The organism is Streptomyces mayteni (assembly GCF_054783955.1).
Map to the genome: position 1 here is coordinate 107750 of NZ_BAAGPR010000003.1, position 17522 is coordinate 125271.

Annotated in this window: 12 protein-coding genes; 6 read left to right on the forward strand and 6 right to left on the reverse strand. The window is 70.7% G+C overall.

Annotated features, from left to right (window positions below; translation table 11 throughout):
- Nucleotides 1–129: 129 nt before the first annotated feature.
- The 6 genes from fxsT to ACYVPE_RS02500 form a co-directional block, all read right to left on the reverse strand.
- Entirely contained in the window at nucleotides 130–5871 is a 5742-nt protein-coding gene (gene fxsT / locus ACYVPE_RS02475) for an FxSxx-COOH system tetratricopeptide repeat protein (protein WP_461031672.1), read from the reverse strand.
- Nucleotides 5872–6339: 468 nt separating this feature from the next.
- Entirely contained in the window at nucleotides 6340–6771 is a 432-nt protein-coding gene (locus tag ACYVPE_RS02480) for a PIN domain-containing protein (RefSeq protein WP_461031673.1), read from the reverse strand.
- Nucleotides 6756–7010 carry a type II toxin-antitoxin system Phd/YefM family antitoxin gene (locus ACYVPE_RS02485; protein ID WP_461031674.1) on the reverse strand — a complete coding sequence of 85 codons (255 nt, stop codon included), beginning with the start codon at nucleotides 7008–7010 and terminating at the stop codon, nucleotides 6756–6758. The genes ACYVPE_RS02480 and ACYVPE_RS02485 overlap by 16 nt, the downstream gene beginning before the upstream one ends.
- A 67-nt stretch (nucleotides 7011–7077) precedes the next feature.
- Nucleotides 7078–7431, reverse strand: a complete 354-nt coding sequence (locus ACYVPE_RS02490) for a hypothetical protein (RefSeq protein WP_461031675.1) — start codon at nucleotides 7429–7431, stop codon at nucleotides 7078–7080.
- Between the two features lie 172 nt (nucleotides 7432–7603).
- On the reverse strand, nucleotides 7604–8851 hold the full coding sequence (locus tag ACYVPE_RS02495) for an MFS transporter (protein WP_461031676.1): 1248 nt from the start codon (nucleotides 8849–8851) through the stop codon (nucleotides 7604–7606).
- Between the two features lie 5 nt (nucleotides 8852–8856).
- Nucleotides 8857–9606, reverse strand: coding sequence for a glucose 1-dehydrogenase (locus ACYVPE_RS02500; protein ID WP_461031677.1), 750 nt, complete (start codon nucleotides 9604–9606; stop codon nucleotides 8857–8859).
- A gap of 219 nt (nucleotides 9607–9825) precedes the next feature.
- On the opposite strand from ACYVPE_RS02500, the gene ACYVPE_RS02505 reads away from it, so the two are divergent.
- The 6 genes from ACYVPE_RS02505 (at nucleotide 9826) to ACYVPE_RS02530 (ending at nucleotide 17450) form a co-directional block, all read left to right on the forward strand.
- Nucleotides 9826–11094, forward strand: coding sequence for an aspartate aminotransferase family protein (locus ACYVPE_RS02505; protein WP_461031678.1), 1269 nt, complete (start codon nucleotides 9826–9828; stop codon nucleotides 11092–11094).
- A gap of 144 nt (nucleotides 11095–11238) precedes the next feature.
- Entirely contained in the window at nucleotides 11239–11703 is a 465-nt protein-coding gene (locus tag ACYVPE_RS02510; RefSeq protein ID WP_461031679.1) for a flavin reductase family protein, read from the forward strand.
- Nucleotides 11704–11738: 35 nt separating this feature from the next.
- Nucleotides 11739–12623 (forward strand): fumarylacetoacetate hydrolase family protein, encoded by an 885-nt coding sequence (locus ACYVPE_RS02515; protein WP_461031680.1) that lies wholly within the window; start codon nucleotides 11739–11741, stop codon nucleotides 12621–12623.
- Between the two features lie 69 nt (nucleotides 12624–12692).
- Nucleotides 12693–13814 carry an LLM class flavin-dependent oxidoreductase gene (locus ACYVPE_RS02520; protein WP_461031681.1) on the forward strand — a complete coding sequence of 374 codons (1122 nt, stop codon included), beginning with the start codon at nucleotides 12693–12695 and terminating at the stop codon, nucleotides 13812–13814.
- Between the two features lie 213 nt (nucleotides 13815–14027).
- Nucleotides 14028–15560: an aldehyde dehydrogenase family protein gene (locus tag ACYVPE_RS02525; protein WP_461031682.1), complete on the forward strand. Its 1533-nt coding sequence runs from the start codon at nucleotides 14028–14030 to the stop codon at nucleotides 15558–15560.
- Between the two features lie 45 nt (nucleotides 15561–15605).
- Nucleotides 15606–17450, forward strand: a complete 1845-nt coding sequence (locus ACYVPE_RS02530) for a sigma-54-dependent Fis family transcriptional regulator (protein ID WP_461031683.1) — start codon at nucleotides 15606–15608, stop codon at nucleotides 17448–17450.
- Nucleotides 17451–17522 lie beyond the last annotated feature (72 nt).

Here is a 17522-nt window from a genome sequence, read left to right on the forward strand (position 1 = left end):
GTCACTATGAGATCGAGGGGGCCCCGCTCCCAGGCCGGAGCGTTCTGGTCGCCTCCGTGTGGGGGAAAGGCAGTGAAATCGAGCGAAGGATTGTGGAGTACGTCGACCACCAACTCTTTCGCCACCTGCTCAGTTCCTCCTGCGGTCGGCTGGGTCGAGGACGTGCTGCGGCCTGCCCGCCAGCACGTCGATGTCAGTCTGCAAGTCCTGGAGCACGACGCCGAAATCGCGGTCGTACACGGTGAAACGCAGGCGGTGCGCGCCCGGTTCCGACGCCGTGAAGACGAACTCGGCGGGCTCTCCTCCGGAGACGTACTCCGCCACCGGCGGCTCGATGGTGGCGGCGGAGCGGCTGGTGGCGACGAGGAGGAGCAACGGCAGCTCCGGCGCCTGCGGTTCCGTCGGCGGCCCGGTGCGTTCCAGACGGAGCCCGATGCGCACCTCGTCGCCGACGCGCACCTCGTCGGCCAGCAGTGTGAGCCGGGTCATCCAGGCGGGACGAAGTGGCGCGAGCTGCTGCCTGAGTGCCCGGACTCGGGGGTGGTCCGGGCCGAACACCCGCTGCCAGTCCACGAGCAGCCGCGAGTCGGCGGCGGTCGCCTCCCGCTGCTCGCCCGCCGCGGCGCGAGCCAGGACTGCGCCGACACGGCTCTCCAGGGTGTCGGGGTGGCGTTCGCCCAAGATCTGTGCCCGGCCGGCGGCGACCGCGCGGAACAGCGCTGCGGCCCGTGCCCAGTCCCCGGCCTGGCCGTACGCCCGGGCAAGCGCGTCGATGGCGGTGGGATGGTTGCGGTCCTGGAAGCGCGCCTGGTAGGCGATCACCGTGGGCAGCGCGTCACGGCCTCGTTCGTGCGCGGCGGCGACGCCCGCGGAGGTGTCCGGGCAGCCGAGACCAAGGACCCGGGCGCGCTCGGTGATGGCGGCCTCGAAGAGCCCGATCGCCCGCTCAATGTCGCCGGCCTGCTGACAAGTGTAGGCGAGCCGCTCGCGGCTGGCGACGGTCTCCTCGTGGTCGTCGCCCAGCACGCGGGCGTGATTCGCGAGGAGCGCCTCGCAGTGGGAGACGGCGAGTTCGGCCTCACCTTGCGCGATGGCGGCGAGGGCGAAGGCGCCGCGGGTGCCCAGGGTAGCCTTGTGGTCGGGGCCCTGGACCAGGGCCCGGTCGGCGGCGAGCCGCTCGTAGAGCGACTTCGCGCGCTCGTGTTCGCCGGCGGCCTGGTAGGCCAGGGCGAGGTCGTAGCGGTTGGAGAACATGTCGGGGTGGTTGGGGCCCTGCACGCGGACGCGATCGGCGACCAGTTCCTCGAATCCCCGGATCGCCGTGACGTATTCCCCGGCCAGGTAGCGTGTGAACGCGAGTTCGCCGCGGCACCTGAGCGTGTCCACGTGCTCCGCGCCCTGCACGCGCTCGAAGTCGGCGAGCAGCGCAATATACAACTCAACGGCCCCCCGATAGGCCCCGGCGCGCCGGTGGGAATAGGCCACTCCCAAGCGGGTGTCGAGGGTGTCGCGGTGATCAGGACCGAACACTCTGGCCCAGTCCGCCGCCACCTCCTCATACAGGGGCACGGCACGGTGGTGGTCACCGGCGAGGCTGTGGGCGAACGCGAGCCACTCCCGATCGATGAGGACCATTTGGTCGTCCGTGCCGTGCAACCGCTCCCGGTCGGCCACGAGCTCCCGGCGAAGCCGCACCGCCCGGTCGTGGTCGCCCGCATCCTGACAGGCGAAGGCGAGATTCGCCCGGCTTGTCAAGGTCGCATCGTGGTCGGTGCCTTGCACTCTGGTGCGGTCCGCCACGAGCGCCTCGAACTCGGGCACCGCCGCCTGGTGCTGCCCGGCCAATTGCCGCGCGAAGGCCAGGGCGTTGCGGCAGGCGAGCGTCTCGAGGTGGTCCGTGCCCTGCACGCGTGCGAAGTCCGCGAGCAGGGCCTCGTACAGGGCGATGGCGCGCCGGTGGTCACCTGCCGCACGGACGGCCACCGCGTGTACCCGACGGATGTCGAGCACGTACGGGTGCTCCGCGCCAAACACCCGGGTGTAGTCGTCGACCAGCTCCTGGTAGAGGGCTACGGCTCGGCGATGGTCTTCTGCCTGGTGGCAGGTATAGGCGACGTTGGCCCTGCTGATCAGCGTGTCCTGGTGATCTGCCCCCTGCACGCGGGTGCGGTCAGCGGCCAGGGTCTCGAACTCTCGCAGGGCATCCGCATACCGCCGCGTTTCCAGCCACGCTCCGGCGAGGAGGTCCCTGGTGTCCAGCGTGGCACGGTGGTTCGGGCCCTGCACACGGAGTTGGTCTCTCAACAGGTCTTCATAAACCCGGATGGCTCGGGTGAGATGCCTGGCCTTGCGGCAGGCGAACGCCAGATTACGGCGCTGGGCGAGCGTCACGGGATGGTCAGGGCCGAACAGCCGGACGGAGTCGGTGACCACGTCCTCGGAGAGCGCCACCGCACGGAGGGTGTCGCCTGCCTCTCGGCAGGCATAGGCGAGATTAGTCCGGCTGAGCAACGTGTTCAGGTGATCCGCCCCCTGCACGCGGGTGCGGTCGTCGACCAGTGTCTCGAACTCCCGTAACGCGCTCGACAGGTCTCCGGCAAACCGCCTGGTGAATGCGAGGCCGTTGCGGCAGGCGAGCGTGTCGAGGTGGTCAGCGCCGCGCACCCGGGTGATGTCAGCCAGCAGCGCCTCGTAGCCCTCGATGGCCCGGTGGTGATCGCCTGCGGCCCGGTATGCCTCGGCCAGATTGCTTCTGGTATTGAGCACGTCCGGGTGGTCGACGCCCTGAGCGGCGATCCGATCCTGAACCAGTGCGTCGAACAGCCCTGCGGCCCTGCGGTGGTCGCCTGCCGCCTGCCAGGCATGGGCGAGTTCCCCCCGAGCGTCGAGCACAGTGGGGTGATGTGCCCCGTTGAGGCGCACACGGTCCTGGAGAAGTTCCTCGTATTGAGCGATCGCCTGGCGGTGACGGCCCGCGTTCCGGCAGGCCAGGGCCAGCCATGCGCGGGCGCCCAGGGTGTCGGGGTGGTCGGGCCCGTACCAGCGCACGTGGTCCGCGACAAGCGCCTCGAAGCCGCGCACAGATCCGGCGGAGTCGCCGACGAACTCGCGGGAGTAGGCGAGGCCGGTGCGGGCGCCCAGGGTGTCGGGGTGGTCGGGCCCGTACCAGCGCACGCGGTCCGCGACGAGCGACGTGAACTCGGCGACGGCGGCAGCGTGCTGTCCCGCGAGCCGACGGGTGGTCGCCAGCCCGTGCCGGCTGTTGAGCGTCTGAGGGTGCCGGTCTCCCAGTACCCGGACACGGTCGGCGACGGCCGCCTCGTACCAGGCGAGCGCCCGAACGTGGTCGCCGGCCGTTCGGTAGGCGTAAGCGACGCTGTCACGGACCTCCAGAGTGGCCTCGTGATCCGGTCCCTGGGTCCGGCTGCGGCGTGACACCAAGGCCAGGAACAGCCGGACGGCGCGGGGGTGTTCCCCGGCCGTCACGCACGCGTGGGCGAGGCTGTCGCGGGCACCCAGGGTGGCTGGGTGGTTGGGGCCCTGAACGCGGGTGCGGTCGGCCACCGCCTTCTCGTACAGCCCGATGGCACGCGGGTGATCGCCGGCGGCTTGGAGCGCGTAGGCGAAGTTCTCCTGATCGGTGAGTGTTCCCGGGTGGTCGGCGCCCTGTACCCGCCGGCGATCGGCGACCAGCGCCGCCAACTCCCGGACCGCGTTCGTCGTGTCCCCGGCGCACTGGTGCGCGTAGGCGAGGTCGTTGCGGCTGTCGAAGGTGTCGGAGTGGTCGGACCCCTGCACCCGGGTACGGTCGGCCACGATGGACGTGAACCCGGCAATGGCCGATTCGTAGTCCTTTGCAGCCCGGTGAGCGTGCGCCAGCCAGCCGCGGCTGGTGAGGGTGTCGGGGTGAACGGGCCCGAGCACCCGCGCACGGTCGCCGATCGCCGCCTTGTACAGAGCGATCGCGTGCCTGTGGTCGCCGGCGGCTCGGTAGGCGTAGGCCAGGCTGTTGCGGCTGGTCAGCGTCGACGGATCGTCGGCGCCGAACAGGCGTGTTCGGTCGGTCACCACGGCCTCGTACTCGGCGACGGCCTTCCGGTGGTCGCCGGCCATCTGCCGCGCATACGCCAGGCGGTCCCGGCTGTCGAGCGTGTCACGGTGCTCGGGCCCCAACACCTGGGTCCTGAGTGTCACCACGACCTGGTACTCGGTGACGGCCTCCCTGTGGCGGCCCGCCTCGCGGAGTGCCGAGGCATACGCGTTGCGATCCGCCAGCACTTCGGGGGCCTCCGGGCCGCTGCGGCGCGTCCGGTCATCGATCAGCTCCCGGAGCAGCGTGACCGCCCGCCACGGATCGCCGTCCTTGGCCTCCGCCACCGCAAGCGCGTGTCGGCTGTCGAGGGTGTCCTGGTGGTCGGGGCCGAGTAGCAGCGCGCGGCCGTCCACTACCGCCTGAAGCAGCCTGATGGTCAGGGTCTTCTGGTCGCGTTCGGCCAACTCCTCAGCCGCCCGTTGGTAGAGCAGCACCGCGCCTTCGCGGGGGCGCCGACCGATCGGTCGAGTCGCGGCCAACGCCTGGATGTGCGGCAGCAGTTCCTGCCAGCGGGCCTGTACCGCACGCTCGGTGCGCGGTCCGTCCGGCAGCGCCCGGATCATCGCGGACTCCGCCCAATCGCGGGCCACCTGCGATGACGAAGCCTCCGCTGCCTGGGCCGGATCACGCAACACCGTCTGCACGAGCCGGTGGACCGTCACGGCCCGCTCGGTGAGCGTGATCATGTTGTAGTCAGCGAGCAGCCGTAATGCCTCGTCGACGCGCGCGGCATCCATCGTCGGCATCGTGAGCGCATCGCGCGGCACCGCCTCGGGCGCGTACCAGGCGAGGGCGTGGAGCAGGGTGGCGGCCTGCGGGTCGGTTCGCTCGATGGCGAGCAGCGTGGTCCGCCAGATCCTGGCGATGGTCCGGGTGGCGTCGGTCGTCCCGGTGGTCGTGTTGAACACCGTCGCGGGGGTCGCCGCCAAGCGGGCACGGTAGGCGGCGAAGGACACGCCGGTCTGGTGCAGGTAGGCACCCGCCTGCGCGAGCGCCAAGGGTAAGTGGCCAAGTGCCGCAGCCAGTTCGATGACCTCCAGCCGTTCGGCCTCGGTCGGCTCGCGGTTTGGCAGCGCCAGGCCGCACAGCAGCTCCGCCGAGGACTCCGCCGCCAGCACGTTAAGGCGCATCGGCGGCGCGCTGGTGTGCCAGCCGTCCGCGCGACGGCTGGTGACGAGCACATGGCCATGGCCGCGCAGCCGGCCCAGGTAGGGGGCGAGCGCGGCCGGATCCTCGGCGTTGTCGAAGACGATCAGCCAGCGGGGGTGTGCCCGCAGCCAGGCTAGGGCCCACTCGGTCTGCTGCTTCGGCAGCGCGGTGAGGGCCCACCCCGGATGCAGGAAGACGGCGAGGTCGGCTAGAGCCGAGTCCACCTGCTCGCGGCTCTCGGCCACGATCCACCAGACGAGTGGATAATCGATGCGGTGGGTGCGGGCGTAGCGCAGCGCGAGGGTGGTCTTCCCGACGCCGCCCAGCCCGTGGAGGGCTCGCGGCTGGGCGATGACGCCCTCGCCGTGGGTCAGCACCCGCCGGACCTTCTCCAGGTCGCCGGCCCGGCCGACAAAGATCTCAGCCGCGCTCTGGGGCAGGTTATCCATGCCGGGCGGCGGATTGATCTCGGCGGCGGCGGCGATGGCCTCCAGCGGCAGGCTGACCCGCTGTTCATTGTGAGGGTTGCCGGCGACGTCGCTGGTCGCGTGGGACCGACGCATGCCGACGGCCTCGTAGTCGGGCTCGTGAGTCACCTCGCGCTGACTCAGCCGCCCCGTCGTGATCACGTTGGCACCCCTCGGCCCCTGCATCCACGTGGATACCACCACGAAGCCGCCTCAACCGGCTGCCGACATCGTAGTCGGACCGCCACGAGCTGTACAGGCGGAAAATGAGGCGTCTCTCGTGCTCGACATGTGACGCCCGTATCGGCGCCTGAGTGACGCGACAAGTCATCGCGGCGGCCTGTGGGGCATTTGTGGGGTGGCGGCTGCCGAAAGAGGTAAAGTGCCTGGTCAGAGCCCTGTGCCGGGGAGACTGTAAATCTGCCGGCTCAGCCTACCCAGGTTCGAACCCTGGCGCCGCCACCCTCGCGAAACGGCCTCTGACCTGCGGAGACGCAGGTTGGGGGCCTTTTGTTTTCTCAACTCATGATTTTGGAAACCGAGTTGAAGGATGGTGTGCTGCGGTCCTGTGCTGTAGCGCCGTCTCGCCCGGTTGGTTCGTGTGCCCCCCAGGCGTTCCCCGGGTGAGCTTCACGGCATGCGGGGGCCCGGAGAATCCATGGGGAGGACTGTGGCGTGAACGCCTGGTAGGCCGTCGAAGGCGGCCTTGTCATCGGTGGTGAGCAGGGTGCGGGCGGTTGCGGCGGCGGTCGCGGCGATGATGAGGTCGTGGGCGCCTCGTGGTTTGCCCTGGCGGCGGACGTGGGCGAGGAGGCGGGCATGGATGACGGCGATGTCCGTGGTGTAGTCCTCGACGGGGATGAGGGCGCGTACTCCGTCGACGAACGCCTGTCGGCGTTCTCGCCGGGTGCCGTCCGCCAGTTCTACTCCGAACTGCAGTTCCGCGAGGGTCACGGCCGCGATGGTGACGTCGTCCTCGTCGTCGAGCAGGCGGGCGAGCCCGGCGCCGCCGCGCTCGGCACGGATGACGACGCCGGTGTCGAGGATCAGTCGTCGTGCCATGTCGCGCTCATCTCGTCGGTCACGCTCTCCCGGGCCGCGGTCACGTCGTCGGCGAAGTCCTCGTCGACGGGGTGGGTGGCCAGGAACTCCTTGATCGCGGCTCCGTTGCCGGCGTGCGCCGGAGAGAGGGTCGCCAGGCGACGCCCGCCGCGGGTGATCACGATCGTTTCCCCGTGCTCGGCGCGGTCGAGCACGGAGGCGAAGTTGCGTGCGACTTCTGTCGCCGTCATCGTCCTCATGGAATCAGAGTATCTGATTTCTCCAGCTCTCGAGGGTGAGACGTGCGGCCGCAGCGTGAGCTGAGGGCTAGTGCCGCAGTCGGCCTGTCACACAGTTGCGGCGGGTGGCATCCGCAACGAGAGCTGAGGGAGGTCCCTTCGAGGTGTTGCACATCACACTTCTTTGAGCCGGGGCGTCAGTCAGGTAGGACGACTGCTCGGCCTTGGTGAGGTCATGGTTCACGGACCGACAGATGTGCTGTATCGCCAGATCCGGGTCGGTGATGGGCATGCGCCACACGTCGACGTTGCCGTCGTGACTGGTGGCGAGGGGGTCATCTGCCGGGTCGAACGTGACGAGTTCGCTCGTGCCGTCCGCGAGGACGATATCGCTGTGTCCGGAGAACGTGTCCCACAGGTGTACCGAACTTCGGTTGCTCACAGTGGGCTGGCTCCGCCCACGCCGACAACTTCGAGATGCCGGGGCCGAGGCGTCCGAGGCGTTGGACCTGATGCAGTCCGGACGGCCCGAGAGGTCCGGGGACTCCGTCACCGGGGTCTGGTCGGTCGAGCACGGAGCGGGAGTCGGGCCCACGCCCGCCTGAGCACGGGGTCTATGTGGGCTGCCGGGGCTCGGCTTCTTCGGTGAGCAGGTCGACCCGCGCACGGCCGTGCTCGTCGCCGTCGCCTGCACGGTGAGGCGTCTCGACGGCCGGGGCGATGAGGACGGCGATCACCGTGCAGGCCAGCACGGCGATCATGGCGTTGCGCAGACCGTAGTGGTCACCAAGGAAGCCGAGGCTCGGCGGGCCGGCAAGGAAGGCTGTGTAGCCAACCGTCGCCACCAGACTCACCCGCGCCGTCTGGTCGGGTCCGGAGTCCCCGGCGGCGGACAGGGCCAGGGGGAATCCGAGCGAGGCGCCGAGTCCCCACAGGAGTACGGCCGTTCCCGCGAGCACGGCGTTGTCCGAGAAGATCACCAGGACGAGTCCGAGGGCGGCGGAGACGGCGCTGACCCGGACGATGGGTCCGCGGCCGAAGCGGTCGACGAAGACGGCGCCGCAGAACCGCCCCACGGTCATAGCCGCCGCGAACCCGGCGAAGACGAGGGAGCCGAGTGCCGGGTCGAGCTCGTGCCCGTCGACCATCAGCAGCGGCAGCCAGTCGTTGGCCGCGCCTTCCGCGAGGGCCATGGCCAGGATGATGACGCCGATCAGCAGCAGCCTGGTCTCCCGCCACAGCGGGGTGGCGGACGCGCCCGCAGAGCGTTCGGAGACGGCGGCCGTGCGGCGCCCGATGCCCGTGGGCACGGCGCGGAAGGCGAGTGCGAACGCCACGGCGGACCCGACCGTGGTCACCGCGAGATGCCAGTGGATCGGGAGGCCTCCCGCGGTGGCGGCCATGCCGGCGAGCGCGCCGACAACGGTGCCGAGGCTGAAGAAGCCGTGCAGCGCCGGCAGCACGGTGGCGCGGGTGATCCGTTCGACGTCCGCCGCGTCGATGTTGACGGCGACCTCGCCCGAGCCCATGCCGGCGCCGAGCGTGCAGAGGCCGGTGGCGACGACGGCGGCCGAGGACAGGGCGCTGCCTGCCGCGATGACCGCCGTGCTGGCGATCACCAGGGAGGTGCCGAGGCCGATAACGGGCCTGGTGCCGAAGCGGGAGACCAGCCGCCCCGAGGAGAGGATGCCGAGCATGGAGCCGATCGAGAGGCCGAACAGCACGAGGCCCATCTCGGAGGTGTCAGCACCCAACTGGTCCCGGACGTCCGGCGTTCGGGTCACCCAGGAGGACAGGGCGACGCCCGGCACGAAGAAGAAGGCGAACAGCGACCGCCGTCGTCGACGCGTGGCGAGGTCCAATGAGTTCACTGTGCCGTGTAGCCACCGTCGATGAACAGGTCCGTGCCGGTGATGTAGCTGGCCTCGTCGCTGGCGAGGAACAGCACGCCGTAGCTGACCTCCTCGGGGCGGGCGCCACGTCCCATCGGTGTCGCGGCGGCGAACGCCCGGTTCGACTCCGCTCCCTCCTCCTCGGCCATCGGCGTCATCACGAGTCCGGGCGACACCGAGTTGACGCGGATGTCGTCCCCCACGTACTCGAGGGCGGCGGCACGCGTCATCATGCGCACGGCGCCCTTGGACGCCTGGTAGGAGAAGGAGCCGGCCGCGCCCACGGAGCCGTTGATCGAACAGGTGTTGACGATCGCTCCGCCGCCCGCGCGGCGCATCGCCGGCACGACGTGCTTGGTACCGAGGAACACCCCCCGCTGGTTGATGGCGGTGATCTTCGTCCAGGCCTGGAGGTCCTCCTCGTCGGCGGCCTTCATCGAGCCCACGATGCCGGCGTTGTTGAGGAGGATGTCGACCCGCCCCCAGTGCCGCTCCGCGTCGTCGACCACCGCCAGCCAGTCGGACTCCGAGGTGACGTCCATGTGCCGGTACCGCACGTCGTGTCCGGCTTCGCGCAGTTCCTCGGCCACGGCCTCACCCGCGTCGTCGAGGACGTCGGTCATGAGCACCCTGGCGCCCTCGGCGGCGAACAGCCTGCTGTGCGCCTCGCCCTGGCCGCGGGCCGCGCCCGTGATGATCGTGACCTTGCCGCGCACCCGATTCATTCGTCCACCTCGCTCTTGGCAACGGCGGCACGGGATATGCCGCTCGATCTCCGCAAAGCGTAGAAACGCGTCGGCCACGAATCTGTCTCACATCGGGACAGTCGTCCGGGGCGTTGTGCCAGTTCAGGACAGTAGCCGGCGTCCCCCCGCGCATAGCTTCCGAGCGAGAACCGCGAGAACCGCGAGAACACGGTGTGCTCGGAAGGACGTTGGACGTCGATGGATACCGAAGAGAAGACCGACAGGTCGATCACGACGAACGAGGATCCGCGGGTTCGCCGGGGGCCGCGCGGTTTTCCGCTGCTGCCCGGCGGATACGGCCGCTCGGCGTATCACACGGGCGCGGCGCCGACCTACGCGCTGCGCGGCGCGGGGTACCGGCTCTGGGACGACCGCGGGCGCGAGCTCATCGACGCGAACAACAACTTCACCACCCTCGTACACGGCAACGCGCACCCGGCCCTGGTCGAGGCGGCGCGGCGCGCGATGGACGCCGGCTCCTGCTGGGGAATTCCGAATCCCGACGAGTGGGAGCTTGCCGAGCTGCTGTTGGCGCGGCTGCCGGGCCTCGACCAGGTGCGGTTCACGAACTCGGGCACCGAGGCCGTGATGTCGGCGATCCGGATCGCACGCGTCGTCACCGGTCGGGACGGCGTCGTGATGACCCGTGACGGCTACCACGGCTCCTCCGACGTGGCGCTGTGTGCCGGCGGCGCGCGGGCGGCGCGCGGCGTCCCGGAGTCCGTGGCACGTGACGTCTCACTGGTGCCGCTCAACGACGTCGACGCGCTGCGCCGGATGGTCGAGGAGCGGCCGGGGCGCCCTGCGGCGATCGTCGTCGACCTGTTGCCGAACCGGGCCGGGCTCGTCCCGGTCAGTGAGGAGTTCCTGCGGACCGCCCGCGAGCTCGCCGACCGGCACGGCATCCTCCTGGTCATCGACGAGGTGATCAGTCTCCGCCTCGGCGCGCACGGGCTGAGCGGGGAGTACGGGGTGATGCCCGACCTGCTGACCGCGGGGAAGCTCATCGGCGGCGGTTTCCCCGTCGGCGCGGTCGCCGGGCGCGAGGAGGTCATGCGGGTGCTCGACCCGAAGCGGCCCGGGAGCATCCCGCACTCGGGAACGTTCTCGGGGAACCCCGTCAGCATGGCCGCCGGGGCCGAGTCCCTGCGACTGCTCTCGGCGGAGGCCGTCTCCCGACTGAACCGGCTCGGCGACGACGCCCGACGCGTCCTGTCGGAACGCGTCGCACCCCTCGGTTGGGAGGTGCGCGGACTCGGGTCCCTGCTGCGCGTGTTCCCGGCGGGTGCGACCAGCGTCGACGAGCGCACCCAGCACCGGCTCTGGTGGGCCGCGTACGACCGCGGTCTGCTGCTCTCCTCGGCGAACCTCGCGGCGCTGTCGACGCCCATGACGGCCGAGGTGGTGGCGGACCTCGCCGACCGGCTGGCCGACGCCGTCACCTCGGTCGTCGAGACGGCCGACTGATCTCGCGACGTCCGGCCGGTGGGTTGTCCCAGATTGGCACGATCCGCCCCGGCTCCCAAGCAGGAACGTAGGGGAATGAAGACACACACAAGGCCCTTGGCGCCGACCGGAGACGCTCCGACATCGGTCGATCTTGTGCAGCGGGTGAAGCAGGCGCACCGTTCGTTCCCCTCGGGCGTGACGGTCGTGACGGCCCTGTTCGACGGACGTCCCGTCGGGCTCGCGGTCAACGCCTTCAGCAGCGTCTCGATGGATCCGCCGATGGTGTTGGCCTGCGTCAACTCCTCGTCGCGGTCGCACGCCTCGCTCTGCGACGCCCGGCACCTCGGCATCAGCATCCTGAGTCACGCCCAGTCGGCGGTCGCGGCGACGTTCGCCACCTCGGGCGGGGACAAGTTCGGCGGCATCGCCTGGCACCGGGGCCCGCACGGCGCGCCCGTGCTGGACCAGGCGTCCGCGGCCTTCGAGGTCGAGGTCGTCTCGCGGGTGGAGGCCGGGACGCACTCGGTCTTCTTCGGGCGCGTCGTCGGCGTCGAAACGAGCGACCGGCCGCCGCTGGTGTATGCCGCGGGCGGTTTCTTCGACGGCGGGCGCCTGCTCGCGGTCTGACGCACCCACCACGACGGTCTGAGAAGGGGAAGCACATGAGACTGGTCTCGTACCGGTCGGACGGCGAATGGCGCGCGGGCGCCGTGCTGGACTCGACGGTGTACGACGTCGATGTCGCGCTGTCGAGGAGCGGAACGCCAGGACTGGCGCGGCGGGCGACGACGCGGGAACTCCTACGCCGGCACGGCCACGCGCTCGGCGAGGTCGCGGATATCGTGCGGCGCGCGGCGGCGCAGCCGGCCGCCCGCGTCGGCGACGTGAGCGAGCTCCGTCTCGGCCCTCCGATCACCGATCCGGGAAAGGTGCTGTGCGTCGGCCTGAACTACGACGACCACGTCGCCGAGACCGGTCGCGCGCTGCCCGCACACCCCGATCTGTTCGCGAAGTTCGCCAGCTCCCTGATCGGGCCGCACGACGAGATCCGCTGCTCGGGCGTCACCGACAACCTCGACTTCGAGGGCGAACTCGCGGTCGTCATCGGCCGTGAGGGACGCGACGTGCCACCGGAGACGGCATTGGACCTGGTGGCCGGCGTGATGGTGCTCAACGACGTCACCGCCCGGGATCTCCAGTACCGAGGGACCCAGTGGCTGGCCGGGAAGGCGGTCGACGGATCGACGCCCTGTGGGCCGGCCCTGGTGACGCTCGACGAGGTGGGCGATCCGCAGCACCTGGAGCTCACGACCCGGGTGAACGGCGAGCGGGTACAGGCATCGAACACGAAGCACATGATCTTCCCGATCGCCGAGCTGATCTCCTACGTCTCCCGCTTCCTGACCCTCTCGCCCGGAGACGTCGTCTCCACCGGCACGCCGGAGGGCATCGGCGCCAAGCAGAACCCGCCGCTCTGGCTCAGGCCGGGCGACAGCGTCGAGGTGGAGATCGAACGCGTCGGCACGCTGCGCAACGTCGTGCGCTGAGGCCTCGGACCGCGGAGCAACCCATATCGGAACGCCGCGCACACGGCGGCGCACACCCTGGAGGAAAGCATGGACATCGGCCTGTTTCTCGTACCGTTCCGCACCCCGGAGACCGGACTCCACGAAGGATTCCAGTGGGACATGCAGGTCATCCGCTGGGCCGACGAGTTCGGTCTGTCGGAGGTCTGGGTCGCCGAGCACAGCACGATGCGGTGGGAGCCGGTCTGTAGCCCCGAGCTGTACATCGCCGCAGCGCTGCAGCAGACCGAGCGGATCGCCTTCGGCACCGGCGCCAATGTGCCGGGCAACCACAACCCGATGGCTCTGGCACATCGCCTGATGCAGCTCGACCACATGTCGAACGGCCGTCTGATGATCGGCCTCGGCGCCGGCGCGTACCCGACGGACCACCTCATCCACGGCAACACGAACCCGGCCGAGCGGATGGCCGAGGCCGTCGAGATCATGCGGGCCGTCTGGGAGCGGAAGGGGCCTTTCCAGTACGAGGGGAAGTACTGGTCGTTCGAGATCCCCGCCTATGACGAGATCCAGCAGGGCCCTTTCATGGAGCCGCTGCAGAAGCCGCACCCGCCGCTGCTCATGGCCGGCCTCAGCCCCGCGTCCCGCACGCTCACGCGGGCCGGCAAGCTGGGATACCTGCCGATGAGCTTCAACGTGGGCCGCGAATACCTCGCCGGCCACTGGTACCGCTACATGCAGGGAGCCGAGAGCGTCGGATTCGCCGCGGACCGTAACCAATGGCGCGTGGCGCACAACATCCTCGTCGCCGACACGGACGAGGAGGCGATGGATCTCGCCGTGAACGGCGCCATGGGCAGGACCTACCGTGAGTGGATGCTGCCCGGATACGCCCGCGGCGGCATGCTGCCGATCATGGTGCCCGAGCTGGGCGTGACGGACCCCGACGACGTGCCGATCGAATACCTCGCGGAGGAGAAGTGGCTCGTCGGCTCCCCCGACACCGTCATCAAGAAGCTTCAGCGTGACCTGGACGCGTCCGGCGGATTCGGGAAGATCATCAGCTTCACCTTCGACTACCTCGACCAGCCGGAGCGCTACCGGCGCCACTTCGAGCTGCTCGGCACGGAGGTCATTCCGCGGATCAAGGAGATAACCCACCACACCGAGCCGTTGGCCGAACTCGAGCGGCCCGCAGGCGTCGAGGACTGAGAGAGCGAGGCGGAAACGGTCGAGGAGCGTCATCCCCCGATTCCCCAGCGGCCGATCAGGGGGTGGGGCTCGTCGCCTTTCGGGCCGCGGGCGCTCTGTCCCACGTTGACACAGTAGTTCCGGCCTGCCCGTTCCTAGCCTCGAACAAGACGCCGTCACCGTGCCGTGACCGCCGAGGTGTGACCGTCCAGAAGAACCGATGAGGGAGCCCAGATGACCGCCGTTGACCACGCCGCCTTCGCGACCGACCTCGTCAGGCGCCGAGCCGGGGTGCCGGTCGTCGTACCGCACGTCGTCGGCGGGCGGGAACGCTTCGACGGCGAGCTGATCAGCCGCGAGGACCCCGGCGCGCCGTCCGTGACGGTCAGCGGCTGCCACGACGCGCCCGCCGAGCTGGTACGACTCGCCGTCGAGACCAGCCGCGCCGCCCAGCGTGACTGGGCCCGGCTGTCCCTGCTCGCCCGCATCGGGCACGTGCGCCGGGCCGTCGACCACGTCGCCGGGGCGATCGACGACTGGGCCGTGCGCGTGGCCCTGGAGATCGGCAAGCCCCACGGCGCGGCGCGCGCCGAGGCGCTCGAGGTGCTGGAGATCCTGCGCCACTACGTGGAGTACGCGGAGCGGCCCGGCGCCTTCGAGGACGAGCGGTCGGCCGATCCGGCCGGGCTCGCCAACGACTCGGTGCTACGTCCTTACGGGGTCTTCGGCGTCATCACGCCCTTCAACTACCCGATCGTGCAGGCGGCCGGGCCCACGATCGCCGCGCTGCTGGCGGGCAACGGCGTGGTCGTCAAGACCTCCCACCACGCCCCCTGGTCGGGACAGGCCGTTCACGAGATGTGCGCCGCGATGGACCTTCCCACCGGGCTCGTGAACCTCGTCCACGGTGCCGACGAACCAGGAAGGGCACTCGTGTCCTCCGATGTCGACGGCATCTCCTTCACCGGCTCCGTGGCGGTCGGCAGGTCGATCATCCGCGCCTTCGCGGACGGCCCCTACGCGCGCCCCGTCATTGCCGAGCTGGGTGGCAAGAACCCGGTGGTCGTGACCGACACCGCCGACCTGGAGCGGGCGGCCGACGGGATCGTGTTCTCGGCTTTCGATCTCGCCGGCCAGAAGTGCAGCGCGCTGTCCCGCGTACTCGTCACCCCCGGGGCACACGACCGGCTGGTCGAACTGGTCGCCGAACGGGCGGCCAGCGTCGTCGTGAGCGACCCCGCGGCCCTCGACGCGTTCGCCGGCCCCCTGGTCACCCCCGACGCGCTCGCCCGGTTCGAGCGGATCGACGGCGCGGCCCGTGATGCGGGCTTCACCGTCCACGGCGGCGCACGACTCGACGGCGAGGGCTACTTCGTTCGCCCCGCGGTCGTGTCGTCGCTGCCCGCGGACCACGAGCTGTCCACCACCGAGCACTTCCTGCCGTTCCTCACCATCAGCCGCCTCGCCTCGTTCGAGGAGGCCCTCCGGGCGGCGAACGCGACCCCCATGGGCCTGACCGCCGGCCTCTACACCGGCGACCTCGACGAGGCCGACGCCTTCCTGCACGGTATCGAGGCCGGCTGCGTCGACGTGAACGTGCCAGGGCACGCCACCACGGGCTGGTGGCCAGGACCACAGACCTTCGGTGGCTGGAAGGCCAGCGGCTCGACCGGCAGGCATACCCTGGGCAAGTGGTACTGGCAGCAGTTCGCCCGTCAGCAGGCCCGTAAGGTCGCCAGGGAGCTCGAGCACCTGCTGACCTACTGACTCCCGCGACGGGGCATCGCCGCCGCGGCGGACGGAGGAGGCCCGATGACCGCAGCTTTCGAGGGGGCGTCCCCCGCCCAGCCGTCGAGAGTGGGGGCGACGACCAACGCCGAGCTGTACTCGCTCCGCGAGCGTTTCGTCGCCGATCCCGCAGGCACTGACCTGGGCCGGCTGCGCCCCGTGATCGCGAGGTCATGGCGGCGCAGTCTGGCGTGCCGGGTGCGCCCGGGGGCGACCGTCTTTGACGAGATCACCGATCCGCAGGTCGACGAGCAGCTCCTGGCCTGCGCGGAGCCGGTGCTCACCGAACTGGAACGCATCTGCGCGGACACCCAGGGTTCCGTGAGCCTCACGGACTCCCAGGGCACCCTCATGGTCTTCCGCGGCGAGGCGGGTGTCGTGCGCTGGGCGGATCGAGCCTTCCCGACCTATGGCGGCCGCATGTCGGAGGACCTGATCGGCACCAACTCCGACGGCACCGCGCTCGAGGAGGGCACCGCGGTGCAGGTGTGGGGCGGCGAGCACTTCGCCGACGGGCTCCAGGGCAGCTGCTGCACCTCGGTGCCGATCCGCGACCCCCTGCGCCGCTCCATCCGCGGTGTGCTCAGCCTGATGCTGCCGGAGCACGTTGCCCACGCGGCCGACGCGCGGTCGATCCTGCTGATCGTCCAGGGCGCCGCCGCCGAGGTGACCAGAGCGCTGGCCGCCCGGCTCGCCGCCCGGGAGCAGGCGCTGATGGCGGAGTACCTCCGCGAGGTGCGCAAGCGCGGCGCCGACGCGGTCGTCGCGATGGACGACCGCACCACGATCGCCAGCCGCGGTGCGCTCAACCTCCTCGAGCAGAGCGACTACGCCGTGCTCGCCGCCTACGGCCGCGAGGCGGAGCGACACGACCAGGCGGTGGAGCACGAGCTGACCATCGGCCCCGACCGGGTGCTCAGGTTCCACGCGCGCCCCGTCGCCCTCGGCGACGACGTCACCGGGGGAACGGTGCTACGGCTGCGCCGGGCCGAGTCGCCCGGGGTGCCGCCCGCGAGCGGCGTCGGCGCGGCACCACGGCGGAGGGACTTCGACGAGATCGTGGGCGACAGCCTGGCACTGCGGCGCGCCCTGGAGGTGGCCGGCACCGCGTGCGCCCGGCGGAACCCCGCGTACCTCGTCGGTGAGCCGGGCACCGGCAAGCGGCACCTGGCCGTGGCCATGGCGGCGCGGCTCGCGGACCGCCTCACCGTCTTCGACTGCCGGGCGGGAGCCCCTGACCGGCCCGCCGGCATCGACGAGATCGACGCGGAACTCGCGGGTGGCTCGGCGGTCGTGCTGCTCCACGTGGACGCCTGCGACCAGCCGCTGCGCGAGCGGCTCACCGATCTGCTCCGGGTTCTCGAGCAGCCGCGGGTGCTGCTCACGACGCGCGGACTCGACGACGAGCTGCTGCCGCTCGTCGGCGCGCTCCGGGGCGTCGAGGTCGCGATGCCCTCCCTGCGCATGCGGCGCGAGGACATCCCGCCCCTCGTGTCGCACTTCCTCGCCCAGCACGAGGGCACGGCGAAACGGATGTCCCCACGGTTGCTCGACGCTCTGGTGGCGGCGGACTGGCCGGAAAACGTCCGTCAGCTGCGGGCCGTGGTCGAGACCACGGCCGCGCGGTCCACAGCCTCCGAACTGCGGGTGGACGATCTGGCGGAGACACACCGCCGCGGTCTCGCGCGGAGCAGGCTCACCCGCCTCGAGGAGGCCGAGCTTTACCAGATCCGTGAGGCGCTCGTCGAGGCTGGCGGGAACCGCCTGCGCGCGGCGGCGATCCTCGGCATCGGCCGGTCCACGCTGTACCGGAAGATCGACATGTACACCGGTCGCGGGTTCGAGCTGGAGCTCCAGCCGAACGAGTGAGCCCGGCGGACCAGGCACCGCTTCCGTCGGGCGGCCACGTCGGGCACACTGCGTCAAAGTGGGACAGTAGCC